Below are 16,699 nucleotides of genomic sequence, written 5' to 3'. Positions count from 1 at the left end.
CGCGATCTCCGATGACGGTCGGGAATAAGGGGCGCCCCGCCGCACGAGCGGGGCGGGAGGGGCAGAGGACCTTGGCGAGCGCGGCAGGCTTTTCAGCGCTTCAACGTCACTGCATGGCGACGCATTTGATTGTTCCGTTGTCGTTGGCGCACATCTTCACGGAGCCGTCGTCGGTGCGGCGAGCGAACTGGACCAAGTGTGTCCCCGCCTATTTCCAGGCGGGGATGTAAACAGTGGTCCCGTCAGATGTCTTCGCCGTTATCCAACTATAGGGTGCGCTCGGTGCCGTAGCCGGGCTGTTCGCCCCAAGGGTCGCCGAGGCCGACCCTGTCGTGTTCGCGATGTTGAGGCGCAACGCACCATTCACGGTCACGGCGCCAGCACCGGAGGGGATCAAGTCGATGCTGGCATTCGCGTTGCCCTCAGCCAGGAGATGCACGGTCCCATTGGCGCGCCGGGCCACGAGGCCGGTATCGTTGTCCGAGGTGGCCGCCGTCCGGACGGCCGGACCGCCGGCTGCCCAGAGCCGGGCCGAGCCGTCCGCACCCTGCGGCTTAAGATCGAGGTCCGCGTTGACGCTGCTGCTCTGGACGTTGAGCGACATGTTGCCGATGTCTGACCGCATCAAGATCGTGCTGTCTCCGCTCGGGTTGTCGACCGAGAGGACTGTGCGCCCGTTGGCTTCGAGGTTCACAGACCCGCCCGAGCCAGTCGCCGTGAGCCGGGGACTGAAGGTCGGCACGTCCGAGCGGGAGTAGAAGTCCGACAGCTTCACGACGAGCCCGACGCCGGAGGCCGGGACGATGTTGGTGCCACCGCCCGCGAACTCGATATTGCTGGCCTGGATCACGTTGGCGTTGGCCGCAGAGCCGCCATCGGCGACGTCAAAGGCATTCTTGCCCGCGCCGGACCGATCCCACTGCGCGACGTAGCCGTTCGAGACCTGCACGCGGTTGCCGGTGCCGGTGATGGCAACCGCCCCCACATCGGCCAGCCGGCTATCCAGATTGTTGACCTGCACCGACACGTTGTTGGCCGCAATCTTCAGCGCCGTGCTGCCGGGCTGCGAACCGCCGATCGGCGAGTTGCCCTGATGCACCAGGTTCGTCACCTGTCCGGTCGTGCCATTGCCGTCGATCAAAATGCCGGCTTGAGTGAGGTCGCCATCGATATTGACCGCCTGGAACTTGTTGGTAATGCCGTTGGCCGAACTGGTGAAGTGCAGCGCCGAGCGCATAGCAATGGCGAAGATGTCTCGGAAGAAAGGATTGTCGTTCCGGGCCGAGACGATGGCGTCCGAGTTCGCGATCTGCCATGTGAGGATGCGCGGATCGTCGGAGGCGTAAGTCCAGAAGTGGACTCGGCCGATCCGCGGCAGATCCTGTGCCTGGTCGATGCTGACGCCGTAGCGATAGACTTGGCCGTAAAGCCCATCCACATCGAGACGACCGGCGTTGAAGCTGTTGATGCCGCGCGTCACGCTCAGAAGGAAGACGTTCGAGAATTTGACGGTTCCAAGAGTGTTCTGGATGTCCCAGACGGGCGGATATTCGACGGGCGCCCAGGTCGCGCCGGTGAGGCCGGGCTGCTGCTGCCAGACGGCGATGTCACGGAACTCCGAACCACGACTTGGCTGGCCGCTGACGGCAAACGGCGTGAACGACGGGTCGGTGATCTTGATCCACGAGCCCTCGCCGATCGCCGCGCCTTCACGCCAGCCCTGCCCCTGAAACCGAATAGCCGTTGTCCACGGCACCGGGCTGTTAATCCAGCACACGCCGGCAGCCTGGGAAATCGTGCCACCACGCGTTCCGAGCTTGGTAATGGCAGCACGAAGGGCAGGGCCGCAGTCGGTGTTGCCGCTCTTGTCCCAGCCGAAATCTGAGAGCTGAACGTTCTCGTCGAAACGTGCCATCAAGGAGCGCGCAACGGCGCCGGAGCCGGGTACGCGCAAGCTCATCTCGCCCACGTCTCCGGTCGAGCCCGGCCCCCCGATCTGCAGCGCGTCCGGGGTCAGGATCGTCTTGCCGGCCTGCCGCTTGCCGAGGCTCGGCAGACCGGAGCCGAAGCTGATCGTGCCATCGCTCTTCAGCGTGCCCGGCGAAAGCGGGCGATCCTGGGAGAGCGCCGGCCCGGCGGCGAGCAGGGCGCCGAGAACGGCGAGAATGCGAAGCGCGATCATCAGGCAAGGATCCACAGGTTCGCAGCGCCCCGGCGGAAGCCGAGGCCCTGATAGGGGTTGGTGATCTGGATGGAGGTCTGGCCGGCGATGCTATCGCCCGTACCGGGACCGACCTGGATGGTGATCGGGAGCGTTTCGGAGCAGGCCCCGCTCTCGTCCGCGATGAAGAGCACCTGCCCGAGCGGGTAGCGATCGGGCAGGAACACCGTGCGCGGCGCGGTGAGAGCCACCAGCCCGATCTGCACATCCGTGGAGAGACAGTGATAATCCAGATCGGGAACACTGGTATGGTGGATGGCTGCGCAGCCCTCGATCGCATCCGGAATGCTCGTGGTCCGGCCGCCGATCGTGACGGGCGCCAGCGGGATGATGGCACTCACGACGCCGATGGCAGGCAGGTCGCTGGGCACGCCGCCCGCAAGGGTGCGCAGCTTCAAGGGACCGCTGGCCATCGAAGGATCCTGATTATTTAGAAGGTGAGAGCCGCGAACGGACGGGCTACGGAGCGCCCTGGCTGACGCCGCCGAGGAACTTGGCGACACCGTTGCCGTCGATCGACGCAATGAGCGTCTGATTGGACTCGTTCATCACGTAGAGCTTGTTTCCGTCTGAATAGATCGCGAACGGACCGAGCTTTATTTTCTGATTGGTCCCGGCAACGACACTGTAGGGAACCGTTGCATTCGACGTGTTCAAGCCTGAGACCGAATGCGATCCGATCACGTTGACGGCATTCTTCGATCCGTCGTTGATCTGGATGCTGTCGTCACTGACGGTTCCCTGAAGCTTGAGGCCGATCGGGGCGATGCCTCTCGTCCAGATGAAGCTGTCCGACTTGTTCCCCTGCACGTCGAGCGCAGTGAGGCCCGCGGACTTGTCGACGATCGTGCCGTTGGCGTGAGTCTTGCCGGAGTTCGCGATGAGCGTCGATCCGGCGTTCGTGTCGTCGAAGAAGCACGCCGTCCGGATGAGCCGGGTCGAACTCTCCTGATAGAAGGTACCGAGGTCGAAGAAATACCCGCCCGACTGCCCCACCGTTCCGGTGATCCAGTGAGCGGCAAGGCTCATGTATTCCGAGATGCCGTTCTGGAAGATGCCGCAAACGTTACCGCTCGTATTTCCGACGAAGGAATTGTAGGCGTTGTTGTTGAGGTCGATCTCGTTGGCGGCGACGAACTTGCCGGTGTACCCGGGTTTCAGCGTCGTGGTGCCTGCAATGCCCCACATCTGGCCACCGCCCGGATAGCCGGCGACCGCGTATCCGAAGCAGGTCTTACCGTCGTTCATGTATCCGGCAGCGCCCGAGTGAGCCCCGGTTACATTGTGAAGCTCCACATGGAGCCCCACCTCCTGGCAGTCATTGTCGCGCTGCGTCTGGAAAATCCAGGCGCTGCCGGCCCGCAGATGATCGCCGGGAACGAATCCGGATGGCGGCGCCACACCATAGGCGTCCGCAGGGCAGGCGTCAGTGGCATCAAATGCGATGCCGCTGTTTGTCTTCGGCGTCGTCGAGCGGTTGACCAGCGGGCTGACGAAAGCTGCCTGTGCCGGGGACGATTTCCCGATCACCGTGCCGTCAATGGTACCGCCCGAAACAGTTACATTGGCAGCATCCTGTTGGGCAATCGAGCCCAGGCCGAGCTGACTCCGCGCAGCGATTGCATCAGCCGCCTCGACGATCGGCCGGCTGTAGCTCGTGACCGAGGCGAAGCCCCCGCTCGACAGGATGAGGGCATCGCCATCCTGGATGAGGGAGGCCTCGCCGAGAGTGATGGTGATCGCGCTCGCCGTATCGGCGCGCCCGATCTGCTGGCGCCACTTCGCGCCGGCAGGCACGGCGTTGACCAGCGAGCCACTCGGACCCGGGAACAGGTTATCATCCCCGGCGAAAGCGCCGAAGATTTCCGTCATGGTTCCAATGGCTTGCACCAGGGCGGTCACGCCGACGGCCACGTCCTGCGCCAGGATGCCGAGGACACGGCCGTAATGGCTGGTATCGTAGGGGTCGGCCGGGATCATCTGCAGCCCGGCACTGACCACGACGGTGCCCTTGGTCATCGCCGCGGCCGCCACGCGCTCGACGAAGGCCGCACCGCCTCGGGTCAGCTCGGTCTGCCGAACGCGGACGAGACGGCCGTTCTGATGCACGGGCACGAGTTCGTTGCCGGTGATCTGGGCAGCCGCAGGCAGCGCCGGAACCGTAATGGTCACCAGATCGCTCATCGGACTCTCGGGAGATGTGATGGGTAACTCGGAAGGCGGCGGGGACGAACGCGCCGATGCGGCCGTCGCTCGGGCTCTACGCCTCGATCAGAGCGGCCGCGCGGAACAGGTCGTCGATCTCGGTCGAGGTCAGGCCGAGAGTGGTACCGATCTGCACGACGTAGGGGTTGGTCCGCTGCCAGCTCGAGGCCTTGTCGAACCACAGCTTCACCTCGTCGGTCCCCTCGGCCACGAGCGCCTTCACCCGGGCGAGCAGGCCGATCCGCAGCAGCTGGATCTGGGCCTGCACGCTGGATACCGCACCCGGAACCGGTGGGGGCTCCGCGGGGGCCGGGACGAGGGCCCCGTCCTGCAGCATCCAGGCCTTCGGGGCGGCGAACTGCTCGAGGGTACAGGGGACCTCGTGCTCGTGCGGCTCGTAGCCGGGAACGGAGGTCTGCGACGAGCCGATCCCGCGGCCGGTCGCGGGATCCAGAAGAAGATAGGTCTGCATGGGTCAGCCCGGGATGAAGAGGTAGGTCAGGTACTGCGACGCCGGGAACTGGATGGATTGGGACGGCTGGCAGTCGCTGCTGACCGTCACCGCGTCCCCCGCCGAGACCTTGGCACTCGCGATCGAGGTGCTCGCGCCGGAGATGCTGTCGCCTGCCCCGGTGGTGGCGTTGCCGTTCACCGACACCGTCGCGGAGTTGGCGATGTTGCCGTTCGACGGGCTGGAGTTGAGCGTCGAGAACACCAGCACCACGCCGGCGAAGGTTGCCGTGAAGCTGGCGCTCAGCCGCGAGTTGACGCCGGTCTGCGGCAGGTAGGCGAAGCGCTGCTGGGTCCCCGTGAAGCCTGATCCGGGCGGCGCGATCTCCTGGGCGAGGTTCAGGAGCACCAGGTTCGTGCCGTCATAGGTCAGCGCCGCGACCCGGCTGATGTCGCCCGGGCGCAGCGCGTTGCCGTTCGAGCGCACCACGTTCCTGGCGCCGAAGCCGTTGAGGTCGGCTGTGACCGGCCCCGTGTTCGAGCCCGACAGGCCGATGATGTAGAGGGCATCGACCTCGTAGCGGGCCGGGCTCGGCGAGAGGCTGGCGACGATCGTGTTGACGCTGCCCGAGTTGGTGCCGCGATACAGCGGCGCCGGCGCGCTTCCTATGCCGTGCAGCTGGAGTGCGGTCCCATCGTCGAGAAGAACGATGGTCTGGCCCGCGACCCAGTCGCCCCTCCGGATCGCCGTGCCATCGGGCCGGACCACGTTGCGGAGGCCCGGTCCAAGGCTCGCCTGCGTCCCACCGTCCACGGAGTCGTGCGCGACCTTGACGATGTAGGCGACGAAGGGCTCGTAGCTCGCGATCGCCGGCGACACGGCTGCACTGACGACGGCAGCTGCGTTCGACGTATCCGTGCCGTGATGCCAGAGCGCCGGGCCCGGCGTACGGCTGGCGATCGCCTTCCACAGCATCGCGTCGTCGGCGTTGTCGAGATCGATCCCGGATGCGCGGATCGCGTAGCGCAGCTGGGCGAGCAGGGCATTCGCCCAGACGGCCTGCAGCTGCGTGCCGTCGCGGTTCGCCTGGCTCGAACAGGGCGCGAACCACGTGTCGGTGCCACCGAAAATGCGGGTGTCGGACGGCCGCGAGGTCACGGCTCCGACCGCCGAAGCGGGGCCGAGCAAATCGAGGTTGGCAACCATGAGGATGAGGCTCCGGCGCGTCCGGAACGACCGGCGCGGCAGGTGAAGGGTGCCCTGTCAGGGCCGGCGGTCACGCGTGGATGAGGATGGCCGCGTTCTGCTCGGTCACGACGGGCGATGCCGTTTCGGTGCCGAGAACCTGAGTGCCGTAATCGAGCTGGTAGGCGACCTCGACGTGAGCGGGCACGACCCGCTCGAGGAGACAGGCCAGCGCCGAGATGTCGGGATCACAGCCGAAGACCGCGTCGAGAATGCTGCAGTCCATCGAGACGGCGCCGGCCGACGTCTGCGTGTAGGCCGGGCTCTGGTTCAGGTAGACCGTGAAGAGAAGGTGCGAGCGCACGTAATCGCCGCCGGCGACGGCGCAGTCCATCACCATCATGTCGGCATAGCTCGCGCAGTCCCCATTGTCGCTCGAGCATTCGATCTCCCACCCGGCGCGCCGTGCGATCTCCCGGTAGTAATCGCACCGGGTGCCCCCGAGCGCGGCCACCTTGCTGCAGAGGTCCGGGAACGGGTCGCAGGCGTCGGGAAGGCCATACTCGACGAGCCAGGCGTCCTCGAGCTCGTCGGTCGTGCCGCACCAGAACTGCCGGCGCAGATCGCAGATGCGCTGGTGGGCGAAGGCGAAGACATGCGCCACGCCGCGCCAGAAGCCCCACTGCACGCTCCCGGGGCGGTGCGCAGCCGCCCAGGCAAGCCCCGAGGGCAAGAGCGCGCGGAGCTCGGCGTGGCAGTCGTCGAGATCCGGGCAGTACTCCGGATCGATGCCGCTCAGGCAGTCGCTCACGAGGAGACCTGCGGGAAGGAGAGGGTGCCGAGCACCGGGATGAAGCCGGCCGGGATCACCACGTCCGCGCCGGGCGCAGCGAGGCCGTGACTGTCCTCCCCGGAGGCCTGCGAGACCGCCTCGTCGAACCAGCTGGCCGACATCGTATGCGGCGTGGTCAGGAACGGCAGGGCGGGGTGTCCCGCATCGGTTCCGGAGACGCGGCCGCGCCGGGCGATCATATCGGCGAGCTCGGTCCGGATCGCGCTCTGGACGCTCTTGATGTTCGGCGCGAGCTTGGAGAGCGTGACGTTGATCGGGTAGGGCTGGGCGGCCAGCACGAAGACGTCCGCATCCGAAGGCGCGTAGAGCTGGAGGTGCTCGGAGATGCGGACCAAGTCCGCCTGGGTCGGGATGCCGTTGGGCCGGCTGTCGTCCATCAGCGGGTAGACCGCGACCGTGCCGCGGCCGAGGGGGCGGCGGGCCACGAAGACCCGGGTCACCCCGGCGACCTCGCCGGCCCAGGTCACGTAATCGGCCGGTGCGCCGCCGTGGATCGGATTGCGCTTTCGGAACAGCACCCGTGCCCGGAGGCTCGTGCCGATATCCTCCGGCTCGGCGCCGCCCTTCAGGCCGGCGGCATCGACGGTGATGCTGTCGATCGCGCCGGAGGTGCCGTCGCCGGGATCGAGGAGCGCATCCGCTTCCGTGTTTCCGGCTGTGCCGGCGACGAGGGCAGTGACGCCCATCGCGTAGGTCTCGGCGCCCGTGGTGGTCCGGGCCGCGGCGGTGACGAAGGCGGCTCCATCCGAGCGCAGCAGCGTGGCGCCCTTCAGCACGGTCGAGGGGCCGCTCGTCGCGATCACGACGGTGCCGACCGCCGGCGCGGCCGGCTGCCGGGACAGCCCGAACTCGGTGGCGTGCCGCAACACGCCGTCGGGGCTGGCCGTGTGGGCGAAGATGTCCTGGCGCACGATGTCGAGGCGCTGGAACAGGGCCGCCATCGCCCCGCCGATCACCTTGGCGGTGACGTAGAGGTTGTTCGGCCAGATCGCGGCGTCCGAGCCCTTCAACTCGGAACGGAAGCTCAGGCGGGCCCGGCGGACCGTGTCGGCGAGGCTCGGGATCGTGAAGCTCACGCGACCTGCTCCCAGATCTGTTCGAAGCGCCGCGCGAACAGCGTGGTGCCGTCCCGCGCGTAGAGGCCGACCTCGAGCTCGATGCGCTGGCGCGGCTCGTTCAGCGCCGCGGTGCACGCGATGCGCGCGACGATCCCTTGCGGGCTCTGCAGAGGCTCGAGGGCCTCGTAGGCGAGCTGCTCGGCCCAGCGCCGCATGTCCTCGCCGGGCGGGCCCGACAGGGGCGCGCGCCGGAACAGCCAGAGCAGGGAGCCGAGCGGGCCCTCGCCGGCGGCGGCGTCGACGTCGATGGCGTCGCCCCACCAGCCGCGCGGATCGCCGTCGGCGAGGTAGGCGAGCGGATGGTCGGTCGGGCAACGCCGGTCCGTGAACAGGCAGAGGATCACGGCGGAGGCGAGCCCGGCCTTCGCCTGCAGGCCACCACGGTTGCTCGGCTCGTCGCTGCCGGCGAGAGCCCAATCCGCGCCGTTCTCGAGCGCGACGAGGTCACCCGACCAGACCGTGTCCCAGACCAGGTACGGATCGCCGTCGCAGCCCTCGGCCTGACGGATGCGCACGTCGAGCATGGCTCAGACCGCATAGACCTTCGAGGCGGATCCTTGGGCGGTATCGCCGTGGCTGTCGACGTCGCCCTTGCGATGGACGAGCTGGCCGCCCTCGCCGCCGAGGTGGACCTCGCCGTCGAGCACGATCTTCTGGCCCTTGAGGGTGATGGTGCCGCCGCTGACGAGGCGGATGTTCTTCTCGACCAGCGAGATCGCGTTGCCATGGGCATCGTAGATCACGGTGTCGCCGGCCTTCTGCTTGGACGGCCGGTGGTCCTTGTGCTCGCCCTGCAGGAACAGCATCCGGTCCGAGCGGCCCCCGAGCGCCAGGACGAACCCCTCGGACCCGATCGGCGGCACCGAGGAGACGCCGTGCCCTTGCTGGCGGTAGACCTTGAACTCCTCGCCCTTCAGCCCGGTGGCCGTGACGATCTGCTGGGTGCCGTCGTCCTCGACCTTCTTGATCGCGGCGCGGCGCAGCATGGTGCGCACGGCGTCGTCGTTGTCGAAGTAGGCCATCAGGTGCCTCCGAGGCCCCAGCTGGAGCCGGACTTGTTGCCCTTGCCGGCCTTGCCGCCGAAGGCGCGCGGGTCGCAGAGCTCGAGGCGTGTCTTCGAGCCCTCGCCATCCTTCGAGAAGTTGACCGACTTGATCAGCATGTCCTGCATGATCGACAGGAACGGGCTCTCGACCCAGACCAGGTAGCCGGGCTCCCAGAGCTTGCCGGCCTGGTCGCGGAAGCCCTGCGTGGTGATGGTGGCGGAGAGGGCGTTGCCGGCCGCGCGATCGCGCCGGGTCTCCGCCCGCTTCTTCACCGTCTTCTCGTCGGTGTCGTCCTCCTGGATGACGATGACCGGGCGGTGCCGGCCCACGGCAGCGTCCCTGACCTTGGCCTCCAGCTCGAGGGCGCCCTTGCCGTGCCCGGCCGCGCGCTGCCCCCTGACGGTGTAGGAGCTGTGCCGGTTCGACCAGTCGTGGTTGGCGTCCCCGACCAGGAGGTTCACGCCCTCGATGAGGCCGCCGGCGTGCCGCTTGGATCCGGCCTTCGTGACCTTCATCCCGCCCTCGGCGGTGCCGGTGACGGTGCAGCCCTGCTTGCGCGCCAGGCGCTCGAGGCAGCGGAACAGGGTCTCGCCCGGCGTGTGCTGGTAGGCTTCGACCTTCTCGAGCTGCTGGTCGGTCTCGATCTCGACGGCGATCCCGTTGGCGAGCTCCTTGGCGATCGCGACCGGGTCCTTCTTCTCGATCCGCCCGGTCTTGTGGTCGGCCGAGCAGTCGATGGCATCCTGGCTCTTCGAGCGCCCCGAGATCCCGATCGACGCCGAGCTCGCCGTCAGGGAGGGCCTGTAGGCATCGACGTAGCCGGTCAGCAGCAGGTCGCCGTTCGAGGCGATCGTCACCTCCGAACCGGCCGCGAAGATGCCGTGCGTCGCGCCGGGCCCGAACTCGGCGGCGATCGTCGCCTCGAAGCTGCGCGCGGCCGCGTCGAACTCCGCGGTCACCGACACGCTCTCGAAGGCCGTGTAGGGCGTGCCCCCGACCGAGATCGTCACGATTTCCTGGGGCATCAGTAGGCCAGCGCCTCGATCGTCGTCGGCATGCGCGAGGGCACGCGCACGGCATTGCGGGCGACGAGCTCGTCGGCCCGGGCGGGATCCCCGTAGAGCCGGTAGGCCAGCACGATCGCCGGCAATCGGATCCTGGTTTCCACGCTCACCACCGGGGCGAGGGTGGTGATGACGTTCGACAGGTAGGCCACGACGGCGTTGCGTAGGCCCTCGAGGGCCTCGAACAGCGCCGTATCGCCGGCGCCGGCACAGGCCTCGAGCTCCGCCCCGAAATACTCCGCCACGTCGGCCCGGGCCGTGACGCCCTCCGCCCGGGAGGCGTAGGCTTGGCGGGCCAGCGCCTCGGCATAGGCCGTGAGCGCCGCGACGCGCAGGACGCGGAGCGCAGCGTTCTGTGCGGCCACGGCCCGCTTCCGGTTCTCCGTCGCGGTCGGGGCCGCCGCCACGGCGGCCGCCGAATCCACCACCGACAGGAAGGCCGGGGCGGCCAGCGCGGGGGCGAGACCGTCGCCGAGGTCGCGCGCCGCGGCGACGAGGCCGGCCGCCGGCGTCGACGGGTCGGTCTCGATCGCAGCCGCGTCGACGGTGGCGAGCGCGCCGAGGATCTGGCCCTGGGCGAGAGACACGGCGGGGTCGACGGGATTGTCGAGGCGCAGGACATCGAGGGTGAGCGCGGCCGTGTCGAAGGCGTCGACTGCGGCACCCAGGACGTAGTCGGGCACCAGCGTCGTCGCATCGGCGGCGATCCCGATCAGCGAGAGTGCGCCCTGGAAGGCGCTGCCGATGACGCCTTCGACGGCATCGGCCGCCACGAAGATGAGGTTGGCGAGGCTCGCCGCCGTGAACAGGGCCGAGGCGTAGCCTTCCCGGACGAAGGAGAGGCTATAGGCGATGTAGCCGAGGCGATCCCGCTCCCGGGACCGCTTGAAGTCCTGCCCTCGGACCTGGATCGGGCCGTGGGTGGGCAGCACCAGCGAACCGGCGCCCTCGCGGTCGACGGCCGCCGTCAGCGCCCGGGCGCTCGTGGTCGCGCCCTCCGAGGCCAGATAGGCCGTGACCTCGAATTTACGGGCCTTCGAGCCGAGGTCCTCGATATAGGGGTCGTCCCGTCCGGGGAACTCGTGCACGACCAGGCGGCGACCGCCGGCTTCCTCGTCGTTGAGGACGAAGAAGGGGACGCCGCGGAAGGAGGCGGGCCAGAGCTCCGCGCTGGGATCGCAGCCCGACATGACGATGTCCTACGGTGTCGGGATCAGTCCCGGCCGCCGCGGCCGGCGTCGGGCGAGGATTTGCCGGTCGAGCCCGGCCCGTTCGAGACGAGCGAGGAGACCTTGCCGGAGAGCTGCATCACCTGGTTTTCCAGCCCGGTGATCTTCGTGGTGAACCACTGCGAGGGCTCGACCGTGATGTTGCCGGTCAGGCTCGCCTGGCCCGTCACCTCTCCGGAGAGGGGCGGCAGCGTCTTCACCTCCGCCGTGATCGGGCTCTTCCCGTCAGCCGAATTGCCGCCTGCCTCGTCGGAGCCGGAGCCCGGCATCTTCGGGCCGGACAAGGCCCCACCGTTTTCCGGCATCGCTTTGATCTCGACCGGAAGCGGCGTGGAAGGGTCTCCGCCCATCCAGGTCGGCATCCGCGATCGCCACCAGGCGACGATCTTGGAGCCGCCCGCCGCCGGCGCCTGCGCCTCGGCCGCGGGCAGGCCCGGCAACTCGTCGGACGGATTCACGGAGATGTCGGGACGTCCGCCATGCACGATGCCCTTCGTCTCGTCGGAGCCGTAGACCAGCACCGCGGTGAGGGCGGCGGCACCCGCCAGCGGCAGGCCCGCACCGGCGAGAAGGGGGAGCATGGTCCCGGCTCGTCCTGCCCCGGCACCAGCGCCCGCCGCCGCGGCAGCCGCCTTCGGGCCCGCGCCCTGTGCGCCGAGCGCGACTGCAGCCTCGTTCAGGAGCCCCGCCGAGACGTCGAGGGCAGCGGCCGACTTGCCCAGGCCGAACCCGTTCAGCAACTGGTAGGACATCCAGCCCGCACCGGCGAGACCGGCGCCTGCGACGGCCGTCCCGCCCGCGAGCGCAGCGGCCGGGTGCTCCTTGGCCACGTTGGCGATCGCATTCAGCCGCTCGGCCAGCGTGTTCAGGAGGCCGGCCGCGGTCTCCATGGCGGGGGAAGAGGCGGCGCTCGCCAGGTTCTCCAGTGCGGCGGTGACCGCCTTCACCGTGGCGGTCGGATCCTTGCCCAGGTTCCGCTGGTACACCTCGTCCAGCGTGCCCGCCTTGTTGATGCTGTCCTCGTCCTTGTGCAGCCGCTGCCGGGACAGCTTCTGCGAGAGCGCCTCCGCGAACATGTTCGAGTTAGAGTTGCGGAAGAGCGTCCCGAGGGCCTTGGACAGCTCGAGCTTGTCGTCGACGTCGACGCCCTTCTTCCTCAGGGCTGGGATCAGCGTCTTCTCCGCCCATTCGAGCGGATCGGTCAGGGCGGTGTTCGTGTCCTTGACCGCGCCTGCCTTCCACGAGACGGCGTGGCCGCCCTTCATGATGGCCATGTTCTTGTCGAGGAGGCCGAGATTGACCCATTCCTCGGCCTGCTTCTTGTCGTTGGCCTTGCCCATGATGACGTTGCGGAAGGCGTTCGCGCCGGTACCGGCCCGGTCGCCGCCGAATTCCGTCACCAGGGACGGCACGATCTTCGACATGAACCGCTCGGAGTAGAGCGGCAGCGAGGCCTTCGCCTGCTGGGCGAAGTTGACCATCTCGCCCGGGTTGAAGTTGCCGCGCGTGAAGATCATCGCGCGCATCATCTCGCCGGCCTCGCGCTGGAACACCGGCGTGTTCCCGGCGGTCCCGCGCATCTCGAAGAATCGGGCCAGCTTGTTGCCGAGCTCGCCCGGGCCATCCATCACCTTGTCGCCCGCGCTCATCTTCAGCGCGAAGGCCGATTTCTGCATGAACGGCAGGTTCTCGATCGCGTGGTGGAGCGAACCGAAGGCGCCCGTCGTCTCGTTGATGACCTTGAGGTTCTCCTCGTAGGTCGCCGTCGGCACCGCGGCGGTCGCAGCGAGCGAGGCGTGCTCGATCTCGCGCATCTCTTCCGGCGTGCGTCCGGCATTCTGCAGGGCGACGACCTCGTGCTGGTAGCGAGCGCCGGCGTGGATGGTGTCGCCGATACCGTGGGCCACGCTGTGCACGCCGACATAGCCGGCGGCGCCATAGGCGAGCGCGTGGCCGACCCCGAGCTTGCCGATCTCGTGCTGGCGCCGCTCCGCGGCCTGCTGCTTGGCGAGCGTCTGGGACGCGACGTCCCGCAGGTTGCGCTGCTCGGCCGCCTGTCGGTGGAGGGCAGCCGTCGTCTGCTCGACCGAGGCCTTCAGCGCGCGCTCGTGCGCAACCAGGTTCTCGACCGGCACCCCGAACTCGGCGAAGGCGCGCCGGGCCTTCCCGAGTTCAGCCGCCTGGCGTTCGACCGCTGCCGTGGCCGCATTCACGGCGCGCTGCGCGACCTTGCTCTGGGCCGTCAGCTCCGTGACCGCCTTGGCGTCCTGGACTTTCCGGGCGGCCGCCAGTTCGAGCGCGAGCCGATCGGCGCGCTGCTGGGCGCCGTTGAGGCCGAGACGCGCCGAGGAGAGCTTCGACTGGGCGGCGTTGATGCGGTCAATCGCCTCGAGCTGCCGCCGGGTGTTGGCCAGGGACTGGTTCAGGCGCTCGACGTCCGCCGAGACCTTGACGCCCTTTCCCAGGCTTTTCAGCCGCTTGTCGATCCCCTCGATGACCTTGGAGAGGCGGTCCTCGCCGCTGATGACGGCCTTCGCTTCGATGATGCGTCCGGCCACGGCTCAGCCTCTCATCGTCGCGGTTTCTTGGATCGCTTGATGGTCTGGCGGTACCACCAGAGCATCTCGTTGATGGTCAGGCCCTGGACGTCGAGGGGGGACCATCCGAGCTCGAAGACGAAGTCTGCTGCGACGTCTTCGAGGCCCCGCTCGCCGCGGCGGGTTCGAGGAAAAAACCGATGATCTGGTTCCGGATCTTGAAGGTGTCCGCAACACCGAGCTGGTCGAGGAGGGAGCTTTCCTTGGGCTCGACCACCAGGAGCTCTGCGTAGCGCGCCAGAGCTTCGTGATCCTCCACCAGAACCGGCGAGGCCCCCTTCGGGAAGTGCATGGTGAAGGGCTGGCCGATCGGCATGATGTCCCGCCATTTCGGCTCGCGCAGGACAACCTTGTGGATCGCGCCCTCGTGGCCCTCGATCGGGCGTTCCAGGTCGACGGTGACGGTCTTGGCCATGGATCCTGCTTCAGGCTGGAGGACGGGCTGGGCGGCGCGCGGGGATGGGCAGTCCGGATGCTCTCACGGCTGCACCGGGGAATCCGGCGCGCCGACGAGGCCCGCGAAAATTTCGCAGGCTTGAGCACGGGTCAGGAGATGATGCGCTTGTAGGTGCCGCCGGCCCAGGTGACGTTGGAGATCTCGCCGGACGAGGTGTTGTACTTCGGCCGGCCGATCAGACGCGTGCCCGTGAACAGGTGCTGGCGGCCGTGATCCTCCTCGACGATCGTGATGTTGACCTTGCAGTTCTTCATCCGGTCGGGCCAGGAGCCGGAGCACGTCTCGGTGAACGAGCAGTCGCCCCCGACCGGCATCATCTTCGTGGTGTAGTAGGTCGAACCGTCCTGGTTCGATTCCGCCGAGACCTCCCGGTCGGAGATGTCGAGCGTGATCTCGCCGCGGGCGACGAGCTTCTCGCTCCCGGCGGTGATGGTGATGCGACCGCCGAAGGAATCGCAGCAATCGGAGCTCATGGCAGGCCTCCGCCTCCGCCGGCCCTCTCAGGACCGGGCGGGGTGTCGTGAAGGGAAGGGACGGAGAGGCCTCAGGCGGCCTGGTACTGGAGGTAGGTGGTCACGTTGCCGGCGAAGACGCGCAGCTGGTTGACCACGTCCACCGGCAGGTAGGCGTTCAGCCGGCTCGCATCGTTCGGGTCGCGCCGGACCACCACGAACTGGGCGAAGAGGTCGGCCTTCTCGAGGACGCCGAGGTTCACCAGCGCCTGGTAGGCGTGGATGAGGGTCATCTTCACCGCGTTCTCCGTGGTGAGCTCCGGCAGGCCGGCCGGGTTGTCGTCGACGAGGGCCTGGCGGGCGTGGTTGGCCGAGACGGCGGCGCGGAAGAAGCGCACCGCGAACATCATCTGCGCCAGGGTCTCGATGTCCCGGAAAGTGGCATCGGGCACGCCGTTGGCGTCGACCTGCTCGGTGGTGAGGATGCGGTCCGCGAGGACGACGCCGTCCGGGGTGACGCGGGTGGCCGAGATGCCGTCGACGTAGAGCGCCTGGCGATCGGCGGAGGACCACCAGAGGGAGCGATCGTCGGGCGGCAGGTCGCCGACGAGCTCCAGGGTCTGCAGCGGCCGGGACAGCTCCGGTGCATCCGACAGGTGCGCGGCGGCCAGGGCGGCGAGGCGCGCAGTGCGCTCCCAGATCGGGGGCGGGGCGGCCTGGGAGCCGAGGATCGAGACGTGGCGGTCGTTGCGGCTGTTACCGAGCGTGACCAGCGTCGAGAGGCTCCCGTAGGCGGCCGTGAGCGCATGGCCGAACAGCAGCTTCGAGGGCGACCAGCGGCCGGAGACGTCCGACAGGAAGGCGCGCATCGAATCGAGCGAGGTGGCGTCGGCGTAGGGCAGCGCGATCCAGTCGAACTCGTCGTCACCGAGGTTGGCGAGCGGCGTGGTCAGCGAGGGCACGCCGGTTCCGCCGGACAGCGCCACGATGGTCGTCCTGCCGACCAGGCCGTTCACCTCCTTGGCGGGCAGGAAGACGTCGAGGCCGTTCGACAGCGTGCCGACATGGCGTGCGGTCAGATTCACCTTGGCCGGATTGGTCCCGTCGACGGCGGCCGTGACCGGCACGAGCGCGGCGTTGACCGCCGAGGCGATGCTGGCCGCGATGGTGGCCGCGGTGTCGCTCGCCAGGACCTGGATGGTCAGGCGGACGCCGCAGACGCGCAGGACGCCGACGGTGGTGATCCCCGGCGCCGTGTTCACGGTCAGCGAGCCCGCGGCGGCCGAGCCGGCCGGCTCGGCGAGCGGCAGGATCCAGATCGGCTGGTAGGGGGCGACCTTGCGCGCGGCGCGGAACATGCCGACCAGCATCGAGCCGACGCCCCCCAGCGCGGTCAGCTCGCGCTCGGACTGGACCGGGCCGTAGGGCACGCCAGCGGGCGCGGCGCCGCCGGCCAGCTTCTGGCCGATGAGCAGGAGACGCGACTGGCCCTGATAGGGCGAGCCACCGGAATTCACCTCGAAATAGGTGAAGGGGACGAGCAGATTGCCCGGGATGGTGTTGAAGGCGACGCCGGCGGCCATGGCTTACGGCTCCTGGGACACGGAGGGAGCGGCCTTGGGGGCCGGGGCTTCGGGGGCATCGGCGGGCGGGCCGCCCTCGATGACGTCGCCGTCGCGCAGGCGGCGGGACCAGTACTCGTCGAGGGGCACGTCGCGGCCCTCGATCGGCAGGGGCGCGTAGCCGCGCTCGGGCATGCGCACGAGGGCGGCCTCGCCGTCGTCGAGAAGACGCGGCGTCACGAAGACGGTGTGCATGGAA

At 68.5% G+C, this 16,699-nt stretch carries 16 protein-coding genes; all 16 read right to left on the bottom strand.

The features are described from left to right. Positions 1-208: 208 nt before the first annotated feature. On the bottom strand, positions 209-2,182 hold the full coding sequence (locus MMB17_RS07560) for a hypothetical protein (RefSeq protein ID WP_241101649.1): 1,974 nt from the start codon (positions 2,180-2,182) through the stop codon (positions 209-211). Continuing rightward, positions 2,182-2,634, bottom strand: a complete 453-nt coding sequence (locus MMB17_RS07555; RefSeq protein WP_241101648.1) for a hypothetical protein — start codon at positions 2,632-2,634, stop codon at positions 2,182-2,184. Before MMB17_RS07555 ends, MMB17_RS07560 begins: the two co-directional genes overlap by 1 nt. A 46-nt stretch (positions 2,635-2,680) precedes the next feature. Further along, positions 2,681-4,405, bottom strand: coding sequence for a hypothetical protein (locus MMB17_RS07550; protein WP_241101647.1), 1,725 nt, complete (start codon positions 4,403-4,405; stop codon positions 2,681-2,683). A gap of 76 nt (positions 4,406-4,481) precedes the next feature. Continuing rightward, positions 4,482-4,898: a hypothetical protein gene (locus MMB17_RS07545; RefSeq protein WP_241101646.1), complete on the bottom strand. Its 417-nt coding sequence runs from the start codon at positions 4,896-4,898 to the stop codon at positions 4,482-4,484. 3 nt (positions 4,899-4,901) lie between these two features. Further along, on the bottom strand, positions 4,902-6,083 hold the full coding sequence (locus MMB17_RS07540; RefSeq protein WP_241101645.1) for a hypothetical protein: 1,182 nt from the start codon (positions 6,081-6,083) through the stop codon (positions 4,902-4,904). 70 nt (positions 6,084-6,153) lie between these two features. Then, positions 6,154-6,873: a hypothetical protein gene (locus MMB17_RS07535; RefSeq protein WP_241101644.1), complete on the bottom strand. Its 720-nt coding sequence runs from the start codon at positions 6,871-6,873 to the stop codon at positions 6,154-6,156. Continuing rightward, positions 6,870-7,991 carry a baseplate J/gp47 family protein gene (locus MMB17_RS07530; RefSeq protein ID WP_241101643.1) on the bottom strand — a complete coding sequence of 374 codons (1,122 nt, stop codon included), beginning with the start codon at positions 7,989-7,991 and terminating at the stop codon, positions 6,870-6,872. The genes MMB17_RS07535 and MMB17_RS07530 overlap by 4 nt, the downstream gene beginning before the upstream one ends. Next, positions 7,988-8,557, bottom strand: coding sequence for a phage GP46 family protein (locus tag MMB17_RS07525; protein ID WP_241101642.1), 570 nt, complete (start codon positions 8,555-8,557; stop codon positions 7,988-7,990). The genes MMB17_RS07530 and MMB17_RS07525 overlap by 4 nt, the downstream gene beginning before the upstream one ends. 3 nt (positions 8,558-8,560) lie before the next feature. After that, entirely contained in the window at positions 8,561-9,055 is a 495-nt protein-coding gene (locus MMB17_RS07520) for a phage baseplate assembly protein domain-containing protein (protein ID WP_241101641.1), read from the bottom strand. Beyond that, a complete protein-coding gene (locus MMB17_RS07515) occupies positions 9,055-10,104 on the bottom strand; it encodes a phage baseplate assembly protein (protein WP_241101640.1) in 1,050 nt (349 codons plus the stop codon). Before MMB17_RS07515 ends, MMB17_RS07520 begins: the two co-directional genes overlap by 1 nt. Next, on the bottom strand, positions 10,104-11,333 hold the full coding sequence (locus MMB17_RS07510) for a DNA circularization protein (RefSeq protein ID WP_241101639.1): 1,230 nt from the start codon (positions 11,331-11,333) through the stop codon (positions 10,104-10,106). Before MMB17_RS07510 ends, MMB17_RS07515 begins: the two co-directional genes overlap by 1 nt. Before the next feature lie 23 nt (positions 11,334-11,356). After that, positions 11,357-13,930, bottom strand: coding sequence for a phage tail tape measure protein (locus MMB17_RS07505; protein ID WP_241101638.1), 2,574 nt, complete (start codon positions 13,928-13,930; stop codon positions 11,357-11,359). Between the two features lie 76 nt (positions 13,931-14,006). Next, positions 14,007-14,384, bottom strand: coding sequence for a hypothetical protein (locus tag MMB17_RS07500; protein WP_238311736.1), 378 nt, complete (start codon positions 14,382-14,384; stop codon positions 14,007-14,009). Between the two features lie 131 nt (positions 14,385-14,515). Further along, positions 14,516-14,899, bottom strand: a complete 384-nt coding sequence (locus MMB17_RS07495) for a phage tail tube protein (RefSeq protein ID WP_241101637.1) — start codon at positions 14,897-14,899, stop codon at positions 14,516-14,518. A gap of 71 nt (positions 14,900-14,970) precedes the next feature. Next, on the bottom strand, positions 14,971-16,461 hold the full coding sequence (locus MMB17_RS07490) for a phage tail sheath subtilisin-like domain-containing protein (protein WP_241101636.1): 1,491 nt from the start codon (positions 16,459-16,461) through the stop codon (positions 14,971-14,973). 3 nt (positions 16,462-16,464) lie between these two features. Beyond that, a complete protein-coding gene (locus MMB17_RS07485) occupies positions 16,465-16,695 on the bottom strand; it encodes a DUF2635 domain-containing protein (RefSeq protein WP_238311739.1) in 231 nt (76 codons plus the stop codon). Positions 16,696-16,699: the final 4 nt, after the last annotated feature.

It is taken from the genome of Methylobacterium organophilum, assembly GCF_022533465.1.
Classification (GTDB): domain Bacteria; phylum Pseudomonadota; class Alphaproteobacteria; order Rhizobiales; family Beijerinckiaceae; genus Methylobacterium; species Methylobacterium organophilum.
The sequence above is the reverse complement of the archived record's forward strand: the minus strand, read 5'-3'. Positions and strand labels throughout refer to the sequence as shown.